The following is a 20,799-nucleotide window of genomic DNA, read 5'->3' as shown; positions in this document are numbered from 1 at the left end:
CTCAGCAGTTCACCGGCATCCGGCCTCTGTCCCCAGCCGGCACGCCGCCGCGAGCCCGGCCGCTCAGCGCACCAGCGAGGGGCGCTTGCTGTCGAAGGTCCATCCCGGCACGAGGTACTGCATCCCGACCGCGTCGTCTCGGGCACCGAGCCCGTGCTCGACGTAGAGCTCGTGGGCCTCGGCGAGCCGCGCGCGGTCGAGCGTCACGCCGAGTCCAGGGCGGTCGGGAACCCGCACCGCTCCGTCGCGGATCTCCGGGGAGTCGACGGTCAGCTGCTGACCGTCCTGCCAGATCCAGTGCGTGTCGAGCGCCGTGATCTCCCCCGGCGCCGCGGCCCCCACCTGCGTGAACATCGCGAGGGAGACATCGAAGTGGTTGTTGGAGTGCGAGCCCCACGTGAGGTTGAAGTCGGCGCACAGCTGCGCCACCCGCACGGAGCCGGCCATGGTCCAGAAGTGCGGATCCGCGAGCGGGATGTCGACGGCATCCGAGCGGATCGCGTGCGCCATCTCGCGCCAGTCGGTGGCGATCATGTTCGTCGCCGTCCGCAGTCCGGTGCGCCGACGGAACTCCGCCATCACCTCACGGCCCGAGAACCTGCCCTCCGCTCCGCAGGGATCCTCGGCGTACGCGAGCACGTCGCGCAGGCGGTGACCGATGCGCACGGCATCCTCGAGCAGCCATCCGCCGTTGGGGTCGAGCGTGATGCGCGCGTCGGGGAACCGCTGCGCGAGCGCGGTGACGACGTCGGCCTCGGCGTCGCCGTCGAGCACGCCGCCCTTGAGCTTGAAGTCGGAGAAGCCGTATCGCGCCTGCGCGGCTTCGGCGAGGCGCACGACGGCGTCGGCGGTCATCGCCTCCTCCCGCCGGACGCTCTCCCAGTCATCGCCGCTCTCACGGAGGTACGGGAGGTCGGTGCGGTCGGGATCGCCGATGAAGAAGAGATAGCCGAGCATCGGCACGCTGTCGCGCTGCTGGCCGTCGCCCAGCAGCTCCGCGACCGGCACGCCGAGGTGCTGCGCGTGGAGGTCGAGGAGGGCGGACTCGATGCCCGTCACCGCGTGCACGGTCGTGCGCAGGTCGAACGTCTGCGCTCCGCGGCCGCCGGCGTCGCGGTCGGCGAACCGCGTCGCGATCGACCGCAGCAGCGATCGGTAGCGGCCGACCGGCTGACCGTCGAGGATCCCGCCGGCCTCCTCGATCGTGCGGCGGATGGACTCGCCGCCGGGAACCTCTCCGAGCCCCTCCCGCCCGTCGGAGTCGGTCGCGATCACGATGTTCCGGGTGAAGAAGGGCCCGTGGGCGCCCGAGAGGTTCAGGAGCATCGAGTCGTGGCCCGCGACCGGGACGACCTCGATCCGCTCGATGATCGGCACCGAGGTCATGACTCGCGCCGCCCGTCGACGAGGCGCGGCACGTGCCACGGGTTCGCGTCGCGCAGCGCCTCCGGCAGCAGCTCGTCGGGGATGTTCTGGTACGCCACCGGCCGCAGGAAGCGATCGATCGCGAGCGTGCCGACGCTCGTCGTCCGCGAGTCGCTCGTCGCCGGGAACGGCCCGCCGTGCACCATCGCGTGGCCGACCTCGACCCCCGTGGGCCATCCGCCCGCGAGGATGCGCCCGACCTTCCGCTCGAGCACGGGCAGCAGAGCGGATGCGAGCTCGTGGTCGTCCGCGCTCAGCTGCAGCGTGGCGGTCAGCTGGCCCTCGAGCCGCGAGGCCGCCTGCACGAGGTCCGCCACGTCGTCGTATCGCACGACCAGCGACGCCGCGCCGAAGATCTCGTCGTGCAGCACGTGGTCGGTGTCGAACGCGGGCAGGTCGGCGGCGTGGATCACGGGCGCCGGAGCGTGCGGCCCCTCGCCGTCGGCACCTCGCGCGAGCACCTCGGCGTGGGCGTCCCTCGTCGCGACGCCCTCGCGCCAGGCGGCGGCGATGCTCGGCGAGAGCATGGTCTGACCGGTGGCGGCGTTCAGCGCCTCGGCGACGGCTCGCAGGAAGGCGTCGCCGTGCTCGCCGCGCGGCACGAAGACGATGCCCGGCTGCGTGCACAGCTGCCCGCTGGAGCCGGTGGCGCTCTGCACGTACCCGGCGGCGAGCGCCTGGACGTCGCCGTCGAGAGCGCCCGGCAGGATGAAGACCGGGTTCACCGAGCTCATCTCGGCGTAGACGGGGATCGGCACGGGCCGCTGCTGCGCCGTCCGCACGAGCGCGAGTCCGCCTTCGCGCGATCCGGTGAAGCCGACGGCGTGGATGTCGGGGTCGGAGACGAGGGCCTGGCCGACGCTGCGACCCGGACCGAAGACGTGCGAGAACACGCCGGGGTGCAGGCCGTGCGTGGCGATGGCGCGGGCGATCGCCGAGGCGACGAGCTCGCTGGTGCCGGGGTGCGAGCTGTGCGCCTTGAACACCACCGGGCAGCCGGCGGCGAGAGCGGATGCCGTGTCGCCGCCGGCCGTAGAGAACGCAAGCGGGAAGTTCGACGCCCCGAACACGGCCACGGGGCCGAGGGGGATCCTGCGCTGACGGATGTCGACACGGGGCAGCGGGGTGCGGTCGGGCTGCGCCGGGTCGATCCGCACTCCCCGGTGCTCGCCGCTGCGGACGACCTCGGCGAAGAGCCGCAGCTGTCCGGTCGTGCGCGCCCGCTCGCCGACGAGTCGCGCCTGCGGCAGCCCGGTCTCCCGCATGCCGCGCTCGATCAGCGCGTCGCCGAGCGCGTCGATCTCGTCGGCGATCGAGTCGAGGAACGTCGCGTGGGCCTCGGGCTCGAGGCGCGAGAACGACGGGAAGGCGTCCGCTGCTGCCGCCGTCGCCTCGCGGAGCTGCTCGACGTCGATCTGCGAGTAGGGCGGATCGAGCTCCTCCCCGGTGTCGGGCGCGATGGCGTGCAGCGCGTCGCCGGTGCCGGGAAGAGAGCGTCCGGCGATGGAGGAATGCCCTGTGAGGACGGCGGTGGTCATGTCACGCTCCGGGGGTCGGCGGCAGAGGGATGGGGTCAGGCGGGGACCGAGGCGAGCACTCCGGAGCGCTCGAGGAGTTCGGCGAGGTCGGCGTCGTCCTTCTCGGAGAGGTCGTGCAGCGGCGGGCGCACCGGCCCGACGCCGTGGCCGGTCAGGCGGAGCCCTGCCTTGACGATGGAGACGCCGAATCCCCGTCCGCGGTCGCGGATCGCGATGTACGGGAGCACGAACCGACCGAGCTTGTCGGTGACGGCCGCACGGTCCTGTGCGCGCACGTCGCGGTAGAACTCGAGCGCGAACTCGGGGACGAAGTTGAACATCGCCGAGGAGTACGTGCTCATCCCCATCTGCAGCAGCGGCAGCGCGTACGTCTCGGCGGTGGGCAGCCCCCCGAGGTAGAAGAGCCGCTCGCCGTTGCGCACGTACACCGAGGCGAGGTGCTCGATGTCGCCCGTCGCGTCCTTGAAGCCGATCACATTCTCGTGTCGCGCGGCGAGGGCGGCCATGGTCTCGGCCGAGTAGATCGCATTGCCGCGGTTGTAGACGATGATCGCGAGCCGCGTCGCCGAGGCGATCGCCGAGACGTGGTCGAGCAGGCCGCGCTGGTCGCATTCGGTGAGGTACGGCGGCAGCACGAGGATGCCCTCGGCGCCGGCCTCCTCGGCGGCTCGCGCGTTGGCGACCGCATGCCGGGTCCAGCCGCCGGCGGAGGCGAGCACCGGCACCTCGGGACGGGACGACTGCACCGCCGCCCGGACGACCGCGGCCGACTCGGCCGCGTCGAGGCTGAAGCCCTCGCCCGTGCCTCCGGCGGCGAACAGACCGGCGACTCCGAATCCCGCCTGCCACTCCACGTGCTCGCGGTAGCGCTTGTCGTCGAACTCGAGGTCCGGCGTGAAGGCCGTCGCGGGGAACGAGAGGAGTCCCTCTCGAAGGTGGTCGGCCAGCTCGCTGGGCGTGAATCGTGCCACGGTGCACTCCTGGGGTTTCGCGCCGGTGTCCGGCTCGGATCTGAACAATCGTCACGCTATGCGCGAAACGATGCGCCTACAAACCAAATGGTGGATGGATCAATACCGTGACGACATCAGACGGCGGCCATCTCGGGCACCGGCGTCGGCAGCGGATCGCCGGCGAGGTGGGCTCGCAGGTTCGCCAGGGTGAGGTCGCGCATGTCGTTCCGGGTCTCGTGCGTGCCGCTGCCGACGTGCGGCAGCAGCGTGACATCGTCGCGGATCAGCCGCTCCGGCACGTGGGGCTCGTGCGCGAAGACGTCGAGGCCCGCTCCCGCGATCTCGCCGCTCTCGAGAGCCGCGACGAGCGCGTCCTCGTCGACGACCGAGCCGCGCGCGATGTTCACGAGGTAGCCGTCCGGACCCAGGGCGCGGATCACCTCGGCATCCACGAGGTTCTCGGTCGCCGCGCCGCCGGGCACCGCGACGACGAGGACGTCCGAGCGTCGCGCGAGGTCGACGGCGGATGCCACGTGCTCCCACGCCACCCCCTCGACCGGGCGGCGCGTCGTGTACAGGATCGTCGCGTCGAAGGCGGCGGCCCGTCGGGCGATCGCCTGCCCGATGCGGCCGAGGCCGAGCACGCCGACCGTGCTGCCCGAGAACCGGCGCGTCAGCGGGAACCCGCGCGACTCCCACTCCCCGTCCCGGAGGAACCGCTCGGAGGCGCCGAAGCGCCGGAAGACGTCGAGCATGAGCGCGAGCGCGGTGTCTGCGACGCAGTCGGTGAGCACGTCGGGCGTGTTCGTGACCCGGATGCCGCGGGCCACCGCCTGCGCGACGTCGGTGGTGTCGTAGCCGACGCCGAAGTTCGTCACGATCTCGAGGTTCGGGAGCGCCGCCATGAGCGCCGACGGCACCCCGACCCTCCCGCTCGTGACCACGGCGCGGACCTTCGCGGCCTCCGCGGGATCGAGGCTCTCGACGTCGTCGGGGAGACGCACGACGGAGTACTCGTCCTTCAGCATCCGTTCGAGGGAATCCAGCAGCGGACCCGCCTGGGCGACGGTGCCGGGGGCCATGGGCGAGGGGCGGTCGGGAGAGTTCGTCATGGCGCGAGACTACGACCAGCCAACGATGCAGTTCCATAAGCGAACTTGCATTGATTGATGCCCGCCCTGTATCTATGGGGAGAGATCGGCGGAATACCGCGGATCGCGTCCGAGCCTCCGGACGGCACGGGGCGCGGATGCTCGACACGAGCCGCCGATGCGCCCGACGCATCGGTTGACGCTCGCCGAGCGGTCTGCGACATTCACAAACGAGCCGAGTGCCACCGTGGGCCGCGGCCATCCCCTACCTGGAGGAACCGATGAAGCTTTCTTCCCCCCGACGCAGAGCCGTCCGGGCGTCCGCCGTCACCGCAGGAATCGCATCGATCGCCCTGCTCGCATCGTGCTCCGTCGCCAACTCGGAGTCGCAGGGCGGCGGCGAGGGCGGCGCCGCCGACACGCTCCGCGTCGTGCTGACCCAGGAGCCCCCCACGCTCGAGGCGTGCGACGCGAACCTCACCTCGACGGGCGTGGTCGTGCGCAGCACGGTCACCGAGCCGCTCGTCGAGCGCAACCCGTCGACGGGTGATCTCGAGCCGCTGCTCGCCACCGAGTGGGAGCAGACCGGCGACACCGAGTGGACCTTCACCGTCCGCGACGACGTCACCTTTCAGGACGGCACGCCCTTCGACGCCGAAGCGGCCGCCTACTCCATCGATCGAGCCGTGAACGGCGACCTCGGCTGCAACGTCGAGGGCTACATCTTCGGCGACGACGACCTCGAGGTCTCCGCCACCGACGCCACCACCCTGACGGTCACGACGCCCAGCCCCGACCCGATCCTGCCGCTCAAGCTCTCGTTCATCGAGATCGTCTCGCCCGAGACTTCCAACACGGAGTTCGTGCGCGAGCCGATCGGCACCGGCCCGTACGCGATCGGCGACTGGCAGGCCGGCACCAAGCTGACGCTCGAGCGCAACGACGACTACTGGGGCGACGCTCCGGAGTTCGCCGCGGTCGAGTACCAGTGGCGCTCGGAGGGCACCGTGCGTGCGGCGATGATCACCAGCGGCGAGGCCGACATCGCCCTGGGCCTCAGCGCCGAGGACGGCATCGGCGACCTCGGCGTGAGCTACCCGAACAACGAGACGATCGCCCTGCGCTTCTCCGGCCAGACCGCTCCGCTCGACGACATCCGCGTCCGTCAGGCCATCAACTACGCCATCGACCGCGAGGGCATCGTCTCGTCGCTCTACCCGGACGGCGACAAGGTGGCCGCGCAGCTGATCCCCGAGGGCATCGTCGGATTCAACTCCGATCTCGAGCCGTGGGAGTACGACCCCGAGCAGGCGACCGCGCTCATCGAGGAGGCGAAGGCCGACGGCGTCCCCGTCGACACGAAGATCCTGATGCCGGTGCGCACCGCGCAGTTCCCCAAGGTCAGCGAGCTCGGCGAGGTGCTGCGCGAGCAGCTCGCCGCCGTCGGCCTGAACGTCGAGCTGCGCATGGTCGACACGACGCAGCACCTGCAGTACCAGCTGAGCCCGTTCGTGACGAACGAGGGGCCGATCGCGATGCTCATCCAGCACGGCAACCAGGCGGGTGACGCGCAGTTCACCGTCGAGCAGTACATGCTCACGGGCGGCGCGCAGGCCGAGTTCGGCGACCCCGGTCTCGACGAGCTCATCACCACCGCCCGCACGCTGACCGACGACGAGCGTCAGTCGGCCTACGAGGACGTGTTCTCGTACGAGCGCGAGAACGTGGTCGCGCTGGCCCCGATCGCGCACCAGACCGTCATGCTCGGCCTCTCGGACCGGGTGACGTACGAGCCCAACTCGTCGACCGGCGACGAGCTGCGCATCAAGGAGGTCTCGCTCGCGGGCTGACCGCGAGCGAGAGTGAGAGAGGCGGGCGACCATGTGGACCTACCTGAGAAGACGAATCCTGCAGAGCGCTCTGCCGCTGATCGCCGTCGTACTGGGTGTCTTCGTGCTCGCCCGTCTCACCGGCGATCCGTCGCAGCTGTACCTGCCGCTGAACGCCACCGACCAGATGCGCGAGGACTTCGCCGCCCGCAACGGCTTCGACCTCCCGCTCTGGCAGCAGATGGGCGACTACTTCCTCGGGGTGCTGCAGCTCGACTTCGGTCAGTCGCTGCGCACCGGGGAGCCCGCCGCCGAGATGGCGCTGCGCGCCTTCCCGGCCACGCTGCAGCTCGCCGCGGTGACGATGATCCTCGCGATCGTCGTCGCCGTGGTGCTCGGCAGCTGGGCGTCGCTGAAGCCGAACGGCATCGCCGACCGCATCGTCAGCTTCTTCTCGATGACGGCCGCGAGCGTGCCGGACTTCTGGGTGGCGATCCTCGGCATCTGGATCTTCGCGATCACCCTCGGCTGGCTGCCGACCTCGGGCACCTCGGGCCCCCTGGTCTGGATCCTGCCGATCGCGACGCTCATGCTGCGCCCCGTCGGCGTGCTCGCCCAGGTCGTGCGCGGGTCTATGGTGACGGTGCTCGGCCAGCCGTACATCCAGGTCGCCCGCAGCCGCGGCGCCGGTCAGATGCACATCGTCTCCAGGCACGCGCTGCGCAATGCGGCCGCCCCCGCCCTCACCGTGGCGGGCGACCTCACGGTCGGTCTCGTCAACGGCGCCGTGGTCGTCGAGTCGATCTTCGGCTGGCCCGGCATCGGCAAGCTCATGATCGACTCGATCCTGCAGCGGGACTTCGCCGTGCTGCAGGCGGCCGTGCTCATCACGGCCCTCGCGATCTTCGCGCTCAACATCCTCATCGACCTCGGGTACGCGCTGCTGGATCCCCGCGTGCGGCCCGCATCCCGATCCCGCGCCCGCCGCCGCGGACCCGGGGCGCTCTCCGACACGAAGGCAGAGGTGCTGACCAATGTCTGACGCATCCACCGTCACCGTCCTCACCCAGAAGGCCCGACAGAACCGCGGGTCGGGCCGCGCCAACCTCTGGCGGCTGCTGCTCAAGGACAAGGTCGCGACCGCCGCCGCCATCGTGCTCGCGTTCATCGTGCTCACCGCGATCGTCGGCCCGCCGCTGTTCGGCGAGCTGGCGCAGCGACAGGACCTCGGCGCTCGCAACATGCCTCCGTTCAGCCTGCAGCTCGGATGGGAGTACATCCTCGGCAGCGACTCGCTGGGGCGCAGCCTGCTGGCCCGCATCATCACCGCGGCCGGCACCACGCTGGGCGTCGCGGCAGCCGCGGTGCTCGTCTCGGCCGTCATCGGCTCGATCTGGGGCATGTGGGCGGGCTTCCACCGCGGATGGCGGGAGTCGGTGTCCATGCGCATCGCCGACGTCATCATGAGCTTCCCCTCGCTGCTGCTCGCGGTCGTCATCCTCTACGTCTTCAACCCCAGCGCGGCGAACATCGTGCTCGTGCTCGCCATCACCCGCATCCCGCTGTACCTGCGCACCGCGCGGGCGGATGCCGCAGAGCTGCGCTCGCGCATGTTCGTGGATGCCGCGACGAACTTCGGCGCCAAGAACAGCGCCATCGTGTTCCGGCACATCGTCCCGAACGTCCTGCCCACGCTCGTCACGCTGGCCACGCTGGAGTTCTGCTACGTGATGCTGGCCGAGTCGTCGCTGAGCTTCCTCGGCATCGGCATCCAGCCGCCGGACGTCAGCTGGGGCCTCATGGTCTCGCAGGGACGCCAGTACCTCGCCGAGGCGTGGTGGCAGTCGGTGCTCCCGGGTCTCGCGATCGTGATCACCACGGTCTGCGCGAACGTGCTGGCCGCGTGGCTGCGTCTGGCGACCGACCCCGGACAGCGCTGGCGTCTGCAGACCAAGAAGCGGCGCCGCGTGATCGGCGCGGTCGCCCCGCGACGCTGATCTCCGGTGACGCCCCTCGAGGTCGCGCTGCTCGCCGCGGTGATCCTCGCCGCGAGCTGCCTGCAGGGCTCGATCGGCTTCGGCATGGGGATGCTGGCGGCGCCGTTCATCGCCCTCATCGACGCGAGCCTGCTGCCGGTGATCGTGATCATGCTGGCGACGGTCGTGACGCTGATCGTCGCGGTGATGGATCGCGCGGCCCTCGACCTCCGTGGAGCCGGCTGGGCGCTCGCGGGCCGGGTGCCGGGAACGGCCGTCGGCGCCTGGCTCGTCGCGGTCATGTCGACGACGCTGCTGTCGTGGGCCGTCGCGGTCGTCGTGCTGCTCGGCGTGGTCGTGTCGCTCCGCGGCTGGCGGCCGCGGGTGACGAGGACGACGCAGGCGGTCGCGGGGGCTCTGTCCGGCGTCATGGGCACCACGACGTCCGTGGGCGGCGCGCCGATGGCGATCATCTGGCAGTCGTCGGAGGGACCGCGGCTGCGCGGCACGATGTCGGCGTTCTTCCTCGTGGGCTCGTCGCTCTCGCTCGTGGCGCTGTTCCTCTGGGGCGCCGTGCCGTCGCATGCGCTCGTCACCGCCGGATGGATGGCACCCGTCGCGATCGTCGGCGTCGTGCTGTCGCGGTACCTGAACAGGTTCCTCAACAGACGGCGCACGCGCGCGATCGCCCTGGGCGCATCGGCGCTCGGGGCGCTGACGCTGATCGCGACCCGTGTGGTCGAGATGCTCTGAGCAGGGCGCTCAGCGGACGCGGCGCTCGAGGGGGAGGCCGGCGTCGAGCAGGTCGATGTTGCGGGCGATGTCGGCCGCCCGGTCGGTGAAGACCTCGCGCGCATGGCCGGAGAAGTGCGGGGTGAGCACGACCCGGTCGAGCTCGGCGAACCGGTGCACCGCCGGCGGAGCCTGCGTGCCCTCGGGCGCACCCCACCACACGTCGATCGCCGCTCCCCCGATGCGCCGCTCGGCGAGGGCGTCGTAGAGGGCGTCCTCGTCGATGAGCGCGCCGCGGGCGACGTTGATGACGAGCGCGTCGGGACGCAGCTGCGCCAGCGCATCCGCATCGATCAGTCCGCGCGTGCTCTCGGTGAGCGGCGCGGTGACGACGACGACGTCGCTCTCCGCGAGCAGCGCGTGCAGCTGGTCATCCCCGTACACGGCATCGAGCAGCTCGGTTCCCGGGCCCCCGGCATCCGGATGCCGCCGCAGCGCGACCACGCGCATCCCGAAGGCCGTCGCGAGCGGGGCGATCGAGCGCCCGATCTCGCCGAAGCCGATGAGCCCGAGGGTGCTGCCGGCGAGCGAGCGGTGGTACGGCACGGCGTCGGGCGCGGAGCCAGGCACCGTGGCGACCGTGCGCCACTCCCCCCGCCGCATCTGCGCGTCGGCCTCGAGCGCACGACGGCGCAGCATGAGCGCGGTCATCATCACGTGCTCCGCGATCGCCGGTCCGTGATGACCCGTGTTGCACAGCGGCACGCCGTCGGGCACGGCCCCGGCATCCACCCGGTCCACTCCGGCGCCCGTCGCGTGGACGAGACGCACGCGAGTCCCGCCGGTCATGTCGTCGACGGTGAGCCGCGAGCAGATCACGACGTCCGCGCCGTCGATCGCCGCACGCGCCGATCCGGGCACCTCGGGGTCGGCGATCACCCACTCGTGCTCGCGCGCGGTGCGTCGCAGATCGTCGGCGAACGCCGAGATGATCGGGTCGGTGACGGCGATGCGCAGCGGACGGCTCACCAGCGCGGGCTCTCGAGCACGTAGTCCGCGTCGACGCGCTGCATGTAGCCGGTGTCGTCGCGTTCGCGGATGCCGCCGTCGAGGTACTGCCGGTGCAGCCGGGCGAGCGCCTCCTCGTCGAGTTCGACGCCGAGACCCGGCGCGGTCGGCACCGCGAGGGAGCCCTCCGAGAAGGCGAGCGCGCCCGGGGCGATCACGTCCTCGTCCTCGCGCTTCCACGGCCAGTGGGTGTCGCACGCGTAGCCGACGCCCGGGGTGGCCGCGGCGAGGTGGGTCATCGCGGCGAGGCTGATACCCAGATGAGAGTTCGAGTGCATCGAGAGGCCCCACCCGAACGTCTCGGCGAACCCCGCGAGCAGCCGCGACCGCTCGAGGCCGCCCCAGAAGTGGTGATCCGACAGCACGATGTCGATCGCGCCGAGGCGCACGGCGTCGGCGATGTGCGAGAACGCGACGACGCACATGTTCGTCGCGAGCGGCAGGTCGGTGTTCCGGCGCACCTCGGCCATGCCCTCGAGCCCGGGCGTGGGATCCTCGAGGTACTCGAGCACGTCCTTCAGGGCGTCGGCGACGCGCAGCGAGGTCTCGACGGTCCAGGCGCCGTTGGGATCGATGCGCAGCGGGTGGTCGGGAAAGGCCTCGCGCAGGGCGAGGATCGCCGCGACCTCGTCGTCGGGAGGGAGCACCCCGGCCTTGAGCTTGAGCGCGGTGAAGCCGTACTGGTCGACGATGCGACGCGCCTGGGTCACGATGCCCTCGGGCGTCAGCGCCTCGCCCCAGTCGTCGGCGTCGGCGCCGGGGTGGCCCGCCCACTTGTAGAAGAGGTACCCGCTGAAGGGCACGGCGTCTCTGACCCGCCCGCCGAGCAGCTCGCTGGCGGGCACGCCGAGGATCTTGCCGCGGATGTCGACGGTGGCGACGTCGAAGGGCGAGAGCACGCGGTCGCCGGTGCTCGTGCCCGTGACCATGCCCGACATGCCGTGTCCGCCGCGGACGGCATCGCCGGCGATGCTGCGCTCGACCCGCAGCCGCAGGTCGTTGATCGCGAACACGTCGCAGCCCAGCACCGCCTCGGCGGCGATCCGCAGACGCTGCAGGTGCGCGGCGTCGCCGTAGGTCTCGCCGAGTCCGAGCACCCCCGACTCGGTGGTCACCTGCACGATGGCCCGCAGGGCGAGCGGCTCGTGCACGCCGACGGTGTTGAGGAGGGGCGGGTCCTGGAAAGCGACGGGGGTGATGCGGATCGACCGCACCGCGTTCTCGGACAGCCGCGTGGCCGCAGGGACCGACAGCAGGAACTCTTCGGACATCGCGCCTCCATTGGTGAGATTCCGTGGACCCCGCGTCGTCGGATTCCGCGTCATCGATGTGCTCCGACACTATGGTGGGGACGGATGCGCAGACAAACCAAAACTCGCACTGATTGATATCGGGAGTGGATCGATGATCTCGCTGGTACAACTCGAATGCTTCGTGGCCGTCGCCGAGGAGCTGCACTTCGGCGCCGCTGCGACCCGGCTGAAGATGACGCAGCCGCCGCTCAGCCGGCAGATCCAGCAGCTCGAGCGCGAGCTGTCGACCCGGCTCTTCGACAGGACGAGTCGCCGCGTCGCGCTCACGCAGGCCGGCCGGGCGCTGCTGCCCAACGCGCGACGACTCCTCGACCTCGCCGCGAAGGCGGTCTCGGATGTCCGTTCGGTCGGAGAGGGCGCGGCGGGCACCGTGACCATCGCGTACACGGCGATGGCAGGGCAGGCGGTCGTGCCCGATCTGCTGCGTCGGGCCTCCGTCGAGCTGCCCGGCGTCACGCTGCTGCTGCGCGAGCTCGTCTCGCTCGACCAGATGGACGAGCTGGAGAAGGGCACGGTCGACATCGGCCTCATGCGTCCGCTGCTCGCCCGACCCCAGATCAGCACCAGGGCGGTGTACCGCGAGCGGCTCGCCGTGGCGGTGCCGAGCGATTCGCCGCTCGCGCAGCACGAGGAGCCGCTGAAGCTCATCGACCTCAAGGACGAGCAGCTGCTGATGTACTCGCCGAGCGGGGCGCGCTACTTCCACGACCTGCTGCTGTCGATGTTCGTCGCGAGCGGCGTGCATCCGCACATCGTGCAGTACGCAGGGCAGGTGCCCGCGCTGCTCGCTCTGGTCAGCGCCGGCATCGGCTTCACCCTGGTGCCGGAGTCGGCGGCGCGCATCTCCCCCGCCTCGGTGACGCTGCTCCCCATCAGCGAGGCGGACCCGTCGTCGCGCGTCAACAGCGTGGAGCTCGACATCGCCTGGAACTCGGAGTCCCCGAATCCGCTCGTCGAGCGCCTGCTGCGGCTGGTCGAGGATCCGGACCGCGACCCGCAGGGCGACCCGGACGATGCCGACGGCGACGCCTGATCGATGCGGGTCGTGCATTGCCCAATGCCCATGTGGTGCTTGATCGGGATGAATAGGCCCGCATACCGTGAATCAGTACACCAGTGCTGATGACGACACCCGTGCTCGACGAGGAGGACGCATGCAGAAGGACATCGCCGCGACCGCCGATGAGTCCGACCGGCTCGGGGATTCCGCCGGCCCGACGCAGAACGAGCAGCGCGCCGTGAGGAACGACATCCTGCGCGTCGAGGACCTGCGCGTCGCCTACCGGATCGGCGATCGCGAGGTCGACGCGGTGCGCGGCGTCAGCCTGAGCGTCGGCCGCGGCGAGGTCGTCGCGATCGTGGGGGAGTCCGGCTCGGGCAAGAGCACGGTCGCGCAGTCGATCATGAACCTCCTCGCTCCGAACGCCGAGGTGGTCGGCGGGCGGATCGAGTTCGACGGACAGGACCTCATCGGCCTGAGCGAGCGGCGCTGGCGCGGCATCCGCGGGCGGCTGATGGGACTCGTCCCGCAGGATCCGGCGCTGTCGCTCAATCCGGTGCGCCGAGTGGGCGTGCAGGTCGCCGAGCCGCTCGTCGTGCACGGCCTCGCCACGAAGCACGAGGCGCATGACCGCGCCGTCGACCTGCTCGAGATGGCGGGGCTGACGTATCCGGCCGAGCGGGCGAAGCAGTATCCGCACCAGTTCTCCGGCGGCATGAAGCAGCGCGCCCTGATCGCCGGGGCACTGGCGGCGCAGCCCAGCCTGATCATCGCCGACGAGCCGACGAGCGCCCTCGACGTGACGGTGCAGAAGCAGATCCTCGACCATCTCGCCCGTCTGACGCAGGAACTGGGCACCGCGATCCTGCTCATCACCCACGACCTGGGCATGGCCGCCGAGCGCGCCGACACCGTGGTCGTCATGAAGCAGGGCGAGATCGTGGATGCCGGGCCCGCGGCGCAGGTCATGACCTCGCCGACGCACGAGTACACGCGCAAGCTCATCGCCGCGGCTCCGCGGCTGAGTGCGCACGAGCGGCGCACGGCGTCGACCCAGGCCCGCATCGAGTTCGGCGGCGAGCCGATCGTGCGGGTCACCGATCTCACCAAGGTCTTCCCGCTGCCCAAGGGCGAGGGCGACCGGCGGACCCTGACCGCCGTCGACGCCGTCTCGCTCGAGGTGCGGCGCGGCGAGACGCTCGCGGTCGTGGGCGAATCCGGATCGGGCAAGAGCACGCTCGCCCGCCTCGTGCTGCGCCTGGAGGAGCCGACCTCCGGCGCGATCTCCTTCGCGGGCGAGGACATCACCCACATCAAGGGCGAGAAGCTGCGGCAGCTGCGGCGGCGGTTCCAGATGGTCTACCAGAGCCCGTTCGACTCGCTGAACCCGCGCATGACGATCGAGCAGCTCATCACCGAGCCGCTGCTGTCGTTCGGTGAGGGGGATCGGCAGTCGCGGTCGACGCGCGCGGTCGAGCTGTCGGAGCAGGTCGCCCTTCCCGACGGGATGCTCGACCGCTTCCCCGACGAGCTCTCCGGCGGTCAGCGACAGCGTGTGGCGATCGCCCGCGCTCTCGCGCTCGACCCCGAGTTCCTCGTGCTCGACGAAGCCGTGTCGGCGCTCGACGTGTCGGTGCAGGCGCAGATCCTGACGCTCCTCGACGAACTGCAGCGCGAACGCGAGCTCAGCTACCTCTTCATCACGCACGACCTCGGGGTCGTCGCCGAGACCGCCGACCGCGTCGCCGTGCTCAAGCACGGGAAGCTGGTCGAGTGCGGCGCGGCCGCGCAGATCTTCACGGATCCGCAGGAGGAGTACACGCGGATGCTGATCGACGCCGTCCCCGCGTTCTCCGCCTGATCCCGCTCCTCAACGACCGATGGCCTCCCGCCCGTAGGCTCGAGATGTGACCACTCCGCAGACTCCACCGCCGAAGCCGACCCGCACCGGCATCGTCATCGGCGCCGCGATCGGAGCGGTCGTCGCCGCACCTGTCACGGCGCTGATCCTCGAGAATCAGCTGCTCGGTCTCGGGATCGGCGCCGTGCTCGGCGCATGCATCGGCGGCACGATTCTCGCGCCGTTCGTCAGCCCCCGCCGCCGAGACGAGTCCGACGAGCGCAACTGACGCCGTCGAGGGTTCATCGGGCCCGTCAACTCCCCGACTGAATCACAGGTCACCCAGGCGCATCGGTCTTGGCCCTGACACGTTCAGCGAGAGCGCCCACGGCCCTGACCCGCGTTTGATGATCTCCCTCACGATCCGCTCCTCGTGGCGAAGGAAAAGAGCAGCCTGGTCCTCGGGACGCATGTCCCGCTTGGCTCCGATCCATACCGATCGGATTCCGTACTCGCGGTAGGCCGCAAGTTCGGCGGGGCGCGTACGGATACGACGGTCTCGGGTCACGACGATGAATCCACGTGCGCCCACGATCGGCATCCACTCGAGATCGAGAGCACCGAGCGGTACCTCAGGCAGATCGGGATGCCCCGGGGACAAAAAGTCCGTGCGGCCGGAGCGCCGAAGCACCTTCGCCAGGCCCAACGTGTTCTCGTCCGCGAAATAAACCGGCGAGAACGGAGTCATCACGCTGCTCGGTCGCTGCCGACGATGAGTTCGAAGCGCAGAGCCTGATCGACTTGATCGAGCGTCAACTCATAGAGGTCGGCGAGCTCGTCTCTCGAACTGCCCGCCTTGTAATCTCCAGCCAGAACCTCGGTGCGGACATTGCGCACCGAAGGTTGCCCGAAGGTGCGCGCAGGATCCATGACGACGGATGGGGTGCGCGGATCGGGTTGGACGCTGCCTGCTGCGCCGCCCACGTAGCGCACCGCGCCGCTGAATCGCTCGGTCGCCGCTGTGAGCATGCTCTGCCCGTTGCGCACCACCACAAGTCGGAGGGCCCGATCGAGCCCGACCTCCTCCTGGACGACCTGAACGAGTTCTCGTCCTTCGATCTCGAGAAACGGCCTCGCGAGCGCGAGCGGGTAACGACCGAATCGTTCCCGCAGTTGCTCGATCGCGGGACGCAGACGCTGAACCGTGACGTCCCGACTTCGAAACTCCGCGAGAAGTCGCGCCTCGACCATCTCTCCCCACGTGACGACCTCCGCACCTGTCGATGCCTCACGAAGAATCGGCTCGTAGAACTTCCCCGCCCGCGTGTATCCATCGAGCCAGCGCCGGGCGGTCCCACTGTGCAGACCGACGAGACGATCGACATCCGAGTAGGAGTAGATCGCCCTGTCGAGCATCGAGGTGGTCATGGCGTCAATCATGACAGCCCTGGGTGGGCCGGCGGTGATTGGAGAACGAAGCGATTCGCGAGTAGTGGCGGTGGCGGAAACGGATCGAAGCTGCACGCGATGACGGTACCGACGGGTCCGCGACTCACCTCGTGTGACGCGCCTCCGACTCGCGCCGTACACCGGAACAGAGCAGCGCGCGTCGCCACGTTTCGTTTCGATCGCGCTTGTCGACTCCGTCGTCTTCGCTCAGCGACCGACTCCGACCCTCAGCCGAGAGCGGCCTGGATCTGCCCCGCCAGCTTCTCGACGGCCTTCTTGTTCTTCATGCCGTCCATGAGTGCCGGCGGACGGTTGTGGTGCACGTCGAGCGACAGGTGAACGTCCGAGCCGGATGCCGCCGGGGTCGTGGTCGCACGACCGAGAAGCTCCCAGTTGAACAGGGTCTTCTTGGTCTGGAAGTCGATCGTGGTGCCGTCGGGTGCCTGGCCGAGCACGGTGGCCTTGTTGTCGGCGAGCACCTTCTGGACAGCGGCGGCCGTGGTCGCGGCATCCGCATTCGAGTGGAAAATGGTGGTTGCAGCAGAAGACATCGTGATCCCCCTCCGGTCATGGTGTTGCGATCACCCTAGCGATATACCGGAGCGTCCGGCGTGCCGCCGGACCGGAGGGGGCGAGCGAGACACGCTCGCTCACTCACGGGATGACGATGACCTTGCCCGCGATCCGTCCCTCGGCTGCCTCCGCGTGCAGCGCCGGGAGATCGTTCAGCGGGATGCGCCGCGTGACCTCGAGCGTGAGGTCTCCGCTGTCTACCAGCCCGACCAGTTCCCGCAGCTTCTCCGCGTCGCTCTGCACGAAGACGACCACGGAGGTCACACCGCGATCGGCGTCGTCCGGCGCGGGCATCCAGGCGGTGGTGCTGACCACGACCCCACCGTCCCGCACGAGACTCACCAGGGCGGTGAACTCGTCCGGCTCGATGGGAGCCAGGTTGAGCAACAGGTCGACCTGCTCCGAGACGGCATCCAGCACACCGGTCTGGGTGTGGTCGATGATCTCGTCGGCACCCGCCGCGCGCACGGCATCCGCACTGCGCGGGCTCGCCGTCGCGACGACGTAGGAGCCCGCACGCGTCGCCAGGGCGATCGCGTACTTGCCGACGACTCCGCCGGCGCCGACGATGAGCACGCGCTGTCCCGCCGTGAGGCCGCCGTCGTCGAAGAGCGCCTGACGCGCGGTCAGCGCGACGGACGGAAGCGCGGCGGCATCCGCGAGCGGCACGCTGGTCGGCGCCGCGACGAGCGCATCCGCCGGGGCGAGGACGTACTCCGCCGCTCCGCCGTCGTCCGTCATCGGCAGGAAGCCGATCACCGCGTCGCCGATCGCGAACCCTTCGACGCCCTCGCCGATGGCATCGATCGTGCCCGAGACGTCGTAGCCGGGGACGTGCGGAAGCACGACCGGGATCGGCAGGAATCCGGCGCGCATGCCGTTGTCGGCGGCATTGAACGCGGATGCTGCGACGTGCAGCCGCACCTGACCGGCGCCCGGCGTCGGCTGGTCGATCTCTTCGTACTGCAGAACCTCGGGGCCGCCCACTTCGTGGAACCGTACTGCCTTCATGATCTTTCCTCTCGACATGTGCTTTGAATTCGAAGCAGTAAGGCGACTGTAGCACTGCTTCGAATTCGAAGCAACACGTATACTGGATGCATGACCACTCGCCCTCCTCAGCTCACCCCGACGGAGCTCTCGGCCTACTTCGCCTTCACCGAGGTGAGCAGCCTGCTGCGGCACGCGGTCGAGAAGCAGCTGCGCGACGTCGGCAAGCTCAGCTACGTGCAGTTCCAGCTGCTCGCGCGACTCGGCGACGCACCGGACGGGGCGCAGCGGATGACCGACCTCGCAGACGGCGTCGTGTACAGCCGGAGCGGGCTCACGTATCAGGCGCAGTCACTGGAGGAGCGCGGGCTCGTCACGCGGTCGCCGTCACCCGAGGACGAGCGCAGCACGCTGCTGACGCTGACGGAAGAGGGGCGCGAGGTGCTGGCGAAAGTCTTCCCCGGGCACATCGAGGCCGTGAAGGCGCATCTGTTCGCATCGCTGAGCGCGGAGGACGTCGAGATGCTGCAGCGCGTCATGACGCAGGTCAGCGGACATCTGCGCGCGAACCCGCCGCGGAGCGCGGCACCGCGGAAGCGGTCGGCCACCCGTTCCGAGTGAGACGGGCCTGACCGGAACGTTCGCGGCATCCGCTCTGTTCACCCGACGCTCCTCCGGCGTTCATCTGCGCCCCCTATCTTGAGTGCGGTCGCGCGAACGCGGCTACAAAATTGCCGATTCATTGTGCGGACACCACAAAGCCGGGGTACAGTCGACTCAGACATACCTCGATGACGAGAAAGGGCGACCATGGTCGACATCCGAAAGAAGCGCTGGTCTCTCCTGGGAATCGCGGCGATCGCGGCCGTGACCCTGAGCGGGTGCGCAGGCGGCAGCACCGAGTCCGAGGGCGGCTCGGGCGAGGGCGGCGGCTCCGATGAGACACTCATCGTGTACACGAACTCCAACAGCGACGGCCGCGGCGAGTGGATCACCGAGCAGGCCGCGGATGCCGGCATCGACATCGAGATCGTGGGTCTCGGCGGCGCCGATCTGACCAACCGCATCATCGCCGAGAAGAACAACCCGGTCGGCGACGTCGTGTTCGGTCTCAACAACATGTTCTTCGAGCAGCTCAAGGCCGAGGACGCGATCACCGCATACGAGCCCGAGTGGAGCGGAGAGGTCCCCGCGGATGCCGGCGACCCGGCCGACGGCGCCTTCTGGCCGCTCGTCGAGCAGGCCATCGTCACCGTCTACGACGAGAACCGCATCACCGACGCCCCCTCCGACGAGGAGGACCTCTGGACCGACGAGAAGTTCGCCGGCCGCTACGAGGTCAACCCCGCGCTGGGCCAGGCGACCCCGCAGCTCGTGCTCGCCAGCATCCTCTCCCGCCACCTCGACGAGGACGGCGACCTCGGCGTCAGCGACGAGGGCTGGGAGCTCGTGGAGTCGTACTACGCGAACGGCTCGCCCGCGGTCGAGGGCACCGACCTCTACGCCCGCATCACGCGCGACGAGATCGACTACGGCGTGCTTCCCTCGAGCGGCATCGCCGCGCGCGACGAGGAGTACGGCACCACGACCGGCATGATCGTCCCCGAGTACGGCGTCCCCTACGTGACCGAGCAGATCGCGCAGATCAACGGCACCGGCAACGAGGCGAAGGCCCAGGAGTTCATCGACTGGTTCGGCAGCGCCGAGGTGCAGGGCGAGTTCGCGGCCGAGTTCAACTCCATGCCCGTCAACGAGGGCGCGGTCGAGCAGGCCAACCCCGAGGTCGTCGAGCTCATGGGCACGCTCGACCGTCAGGACATCGACTTCGGCTTCGTGAGCGAGAACCTCGGCGCCTGGGTCGAGAAGGTCACGCTCGAGTACATCGGCTGATCCGGCCGCGAGACCGCACCGCAGAGGCACACCCCCGTGACGATCGAGAAAGACACCGTGATCCGTTTCGACGATGTCGAGGTCGCGTTCGGCGACCACCGTGCGGTCTCGCACCTCGATCTGGAGATCCGGGAGGGTGAGTTCTTCACCCTCCTGGGTCCCTCCGGATGCGGCAAGACCACCGCCCTCCGCGCGCTCGCCGGGTTCGTCGAGCCGACCGGCGGACGCATCCACATCAACGGCCGCGACGTCACCCGCGTGCCGAGCGAGAAGCGCGGCGTGGGCATGGTGTTCCAGAACTACGCGCTGTTCCCGAGCATGAACGTGCGCGAGAACATCGGGTTCGGCCTCTCGATCCAGAAGACGCCGAAGGCCGAGCAGCGCCGCCGCGTCGACGAGGTCGCCGATCGCACCGGCCTCGCGCAGTCGCAGCTCGACAAGAACGTGTCGGAGCTCTCGGGCGGCCAGCAGCAGCGCGTCGCCATCGCCCGCGCGCTCGCGCTGACCCCCAGCATCCTGCTGCTCGACGAGCCGCTGTCGAACCTCGACGCGAAGCTCCGCGTTCAGCTGCGCGAGCAGCTCAAGGAGCTGCAGCACGAGGTCGGCGTCACGACCGTCTACGTCACGCACGACCAGGAGGAGGCGCTGACCCTCAGCGACCGCATCGCCGTGCTCGACGCCGGCACGCTGCAGCAGGTCGGCACGCCCGAGGAGATCTACGACCGCAGCGCCACCCCGTTCGTCTGCCGGTTCATCGGCGAGAACAACCGGCTCAGCCCGGTGCAGCTCGTCAGCCTCGGCGGCGGACTGGATGCGACCGCCGAGAGCTACGTGCGGCCCGAGAAGCTGCACCTCGCGGATGCTGCGGACAGCTCGTCCGCGCCGGCATCCCTCGAGGGCGCCATCGTCGACCGCACGTACCACGGCAGCCACAGCGTCTACACGGTCTCGGCCGAGGATGCGACGCTGCGCGTCAGCGTTCCCGCTGCGGCGAGCGCCCGCCAGTGGAACCCGGGCGACGCCGTGCGCGTCGACGTGGACCCCCGCTGGATCCTGCAGTACCCGGCGGCCTGACATGTCGGACGCTCAGAAGCCGGCCGGCTCTCCCGACCACACAGACCCCGCGGTCCCG

At 70.0% G+C, this 20,799-nt stretch carries 20 protein-coding genes; 10 read left to right on the top strand and 10 right to left on the bottom strand.

The features are described 5' to 3' along the window. Positions 1 to 63: 63 nt before the first annotated feature. The 4 genes from A4X16_RS16420 to A4X16_RS16405 form a co-directional block, all read right to left on the bottom strand. Positions 64 to 1,386, bottom strand: a complete 1,323-nt coding sequence (locus A4X16_RS16420; protein ID WP_067122778.1) for an enolase C-terminal domain-like protein — start codon at positions 1,384 to 1,386, stop codon at positions 64 to 66. Continuing rightward, positions 1,383 to 2,963, bottom strand: a complete 1,581-nt coding sequence (locus A4X16_RS16415) for an aldehyde dehydrogenase (NADP(+)) (protein ID WP_067122775.1) — start codon at positions 2,961 to 2,963, stop codon at positions 1,383 to 1,385. The genes A4X16_RS16420 and A4X16_RS16415 overlap by 4 nt, the downstream gene beginning before the upstream one ends. A 35-nt stretch (positions 2,964 to 2,998) precedes the next feature. Next, positions 2,999 to 3,934 (bottom strand): 5-dehydro-4-deoxyglucarate dehydratase, encoded by a 936-nt coding sequence (locus A4X16_RS16410; RefSeq protein ID WP_067122772.1) that lies wholly within the window; start codon positions 3,932 to 3,934, stop codon positions 2,999 to 3,001. A gap of 116 nt (positions 3,935 to 4,050) precedes the next feature. Next, a complete protein-coding gene (locus A4X16_RS16405) occupies positions 4,051 to 5,028 on the bottom strand; it encodes a 2-hydroxyacid dehydrogenase (protein WP_067122769.1) in 978 nt (325 codons plus the stop codon). Between the two features lie 260 nt (positions 5,029 to 5,288). On the opposite strand from A4X16_RS16405, the gene A4X16_RS16400 reads away from it, so the two are divergent. Genes A4X16_RS16400 through A4X16_RS16385 form a run of 4 tightly spaced genes read left to right on the top strand, consistent with a single transcriptional unit; the run spans position 5,289 to position 9,565 of the window. Further along, positions 5,289 to 6,857: an ABC transporter substrate-binding protein gene (locus tag A4X16_RS16400; protein WP_067122767.1), complete on the top strand. Its 1,569-nt coding sequence runs from the start codon at positions 5,289 to 5,291 to the stop codon at positions 6,855 to 6,857. A gap of 31 nt (positions 6,858 to 6,888) precedes the next feature. Further along, the gene (locus tag A4X16_RS16395; protein ID WP_082914529.1) at positions 6,889 to 7,878 is read left to right on the top strand and encodes an ABC transporter permease; all 990 of its coding nucleotides are present in this window, start codon (positions 6,889 to 6,891) and stop codon (positions 7,876 to 7,878) included. Further along, positions 7,871 to 8,833 carry an ABC transporter permease gene (locus A4X16_RS16390; protein WP_067122763.1) on the top strand — a complete coding sequence of 321 codons (963 nt, stop codon included), beginning with the start codon at positions 7,871 to 7,873 and terminating at the stop codon, positions 8,831 to 8,833. The genes A4X16_RS16395 and A4X16_RS16390 overlap by 8 nt, the downstream gene beginning before the upstream one ends. A 6-nt stretch (positions 8,834 to 8,839) precedes the next feature. After that, complete coding sequence (locus tag A4X16_RS16385) at positions 8,840 to 9,565, top strand: sulfite exporter TauE/SafE family protein (protein WP_067122761.1); 726 nt, start codon at positions 8,840 to 8,842, stop codon at positions 9,563 to 9,565. A 9-nt stretch (positions 9,566 to 9,574) separates the two neighbouring features. Here A4X16_RS16385 and A4X16_RS16380 read toward each other — a convergent pair whose 3' ends face one another. Further along, a complete protein-coding gene (locus A4X16_RS16380; protein ID WP_231880410.1) occupies positions 9,575 to 10,573 on the bottom strand; it encodes a 2-hydroxyacid dehydrogenase in 999 nt (332 codons plus the stop codon). Continuing rightward, the gene (locus tag A4X16_RS16375) at positions 10,570 to 11,883 is read right to left on the bottom strand and encodes a glucarate dehydratase family protein (protein WP_082914528.1); all 1,314 of its coding nucleotides are present in this window, start codon (positions 11,881 to 11,883) and stop codon (positions 10,570 to 10,572) included. The genes A4X16_RS16380 and A4X16_RS16375 overlap by 4 nt, the downstream gene beginning before the upstream one ends. Positions 11,884 to 12,016: 133 nt before the next feature. Between A4X16_RS16375 and A4X16_RS16370 the strand changes: the two genes are divergently transcribed. From A4X16_RS16370 to A4X16_RS16360, 3 genes are all read left to right on the top strand, one after another. Then, positions 12,017 to 12,958 (top strand): LysR family transcriptional regulator, encoded by a 942-nt coding sequence (locus A4X16_RS16370; protein ID WP_067122757.1) that lies wholly within the window; start codon positions 12,017 to 12,019, stop codon positions 12,956 to 12,958. 121 nt (positions 12,959 to 13,079) lie between these two features. Then, positions 13,080 to 14,786: a dipeptide ABC transporter ATP-binding protein gene (locus A4X16_RS16365; RefSeq protein ID WP_082914527.1), complete on the top strand. Its 1,707-nt coding sequence runs from the start codon at positions 13,080 to 13,082 to the stop codon at positions 14,784 to 14,786. Between the two features lie 46 nt (positions 14,787 to 14,832). Beyond that, positions 14,833 to 15,054 carry a hypothetical protein gene (locus A4X16_RS16360; RefSeq protein ID WP_067122754.1) on the top strand — a complete coding sequence of 74 codons (222 nt, stop codon included), beginning with the start codon at positions 14,833 to 14,835 and terminating at the stop codon, positions 15,052 to 15,054. 42 nt (positions 15,055 to 15,096) lie between these two features. On the opposite strand, the gene A4X16_RS16355 is transcribed toward A4X16_RS16360, so the two are convergent. From A4X16_RS16355 to A4X16_RS16340, 4 genes are all read right to left on the bottom strand, one after another. Next, positions 15,097 to 15,513 carry a hypothetical protein gene (locus A4X16_RS16355; RefSeq protein ID WP_067122750.1) on the bottom strand — a complete coding sequence of 139 codons (417 nt, stop codon included), beginning with the start codon at positions 15,511 to 15,513 and terminating at the stop codon, positions 15,097 to 15,099. Further along, complete coding sequence (locus A4X16_RS16350) at positions 15,513 to 16,193, bottom strand: DUF433 domain-containing protein (RefSeq protein WP_197491865.1); 681 nt, start codon at positions 16,191 to 16,193, stop codon at positions 15,513 to 15,515. The genes A4X16_RS16355 and A4X16_RS16350 overlap by 1 nt, the downstream gene beginning before the upstream one ends. 248 nt (positions 16,194 to 16,441) lie before the next feature. Continuing rightward, entirely contained in the window at positions 16,442 to 16,765 is a 324-nt protein-coding gene (locus tag A4X16_RS16345) for a hypothetical protein (protein WP_157560269.1), read from the bottom strand. A gap of 103 nt (positions 16,766 to 16,868) precedes the next feature. After that, complete coding sequence (locus tag A4X16_RS16340; protein ID WP_067122741.1) at positions 16,869 to 17,798, bottom strand: NADP-dependent oxidoreductase; 930 nt, start codon at positions 17,796 to 17,798, stop codon at positions 16,869 to 16,871. Positions 17,799 to 17,888: 90 nt separating this feature from the next. On the opposite strand from A4X16_RS16340, the gene A4X16_RS16335 reads away from it, so the two are divergent. The 3 genes from A4X16_RS16335 (at position 17,889) to A4X16_RS16325 (ending at position 20,741) form a co-directional block, all read left to right on the top strand. After that, positions 17,889 to 18,398: a MarR family winged helix-turn-helix transcriptional regulator gene (locus A4X16_RS16335; protein ID WP_067122738.1), complete on the top strand. Its 510-nt coding sequence runs from the start codon at positions 17,889 to 17,891 to the stop codon at positions 18,396 to 18,398. Between the two features lie 189 nt (positions 18,399 to 18,587). After that, entirely contained in the window at positions 18,588 to 19,667 is a 1,080-nt protein-coding gene (locus A4X16_RS16330; RefSeq protein ID WP_067122735.1) for an extracellular solute-binding protein, read from the top strand. Positions 19,668 to 19,724: 57 nt separating this feature from the next. Beyond that, a complete protein-coding gene (locus A4X16_RS16325; protein WP_067122939.1) occupies positions 19,725 to 20,741 on the top strand; it encodes an ABC transporter ATP-binding protein in 1,017 nt (338 codons plus the stop codon). Positions 20,742 to 20,799 lie beyond the last annotated feature (58 nt).

It is taken from the genome of Microbacterium sp. H83 (assembly GCF_001650405.1).
GTDB lineage: Bacteria > Actinomycetota > Actinomycetes > Actinomycetales > Microbacteriaceae > Microbacterium.
Note: the sequence above shows the minus strand (reverse complement) of the source record. Positions and strands in the feature narration are given on the sequence as shown.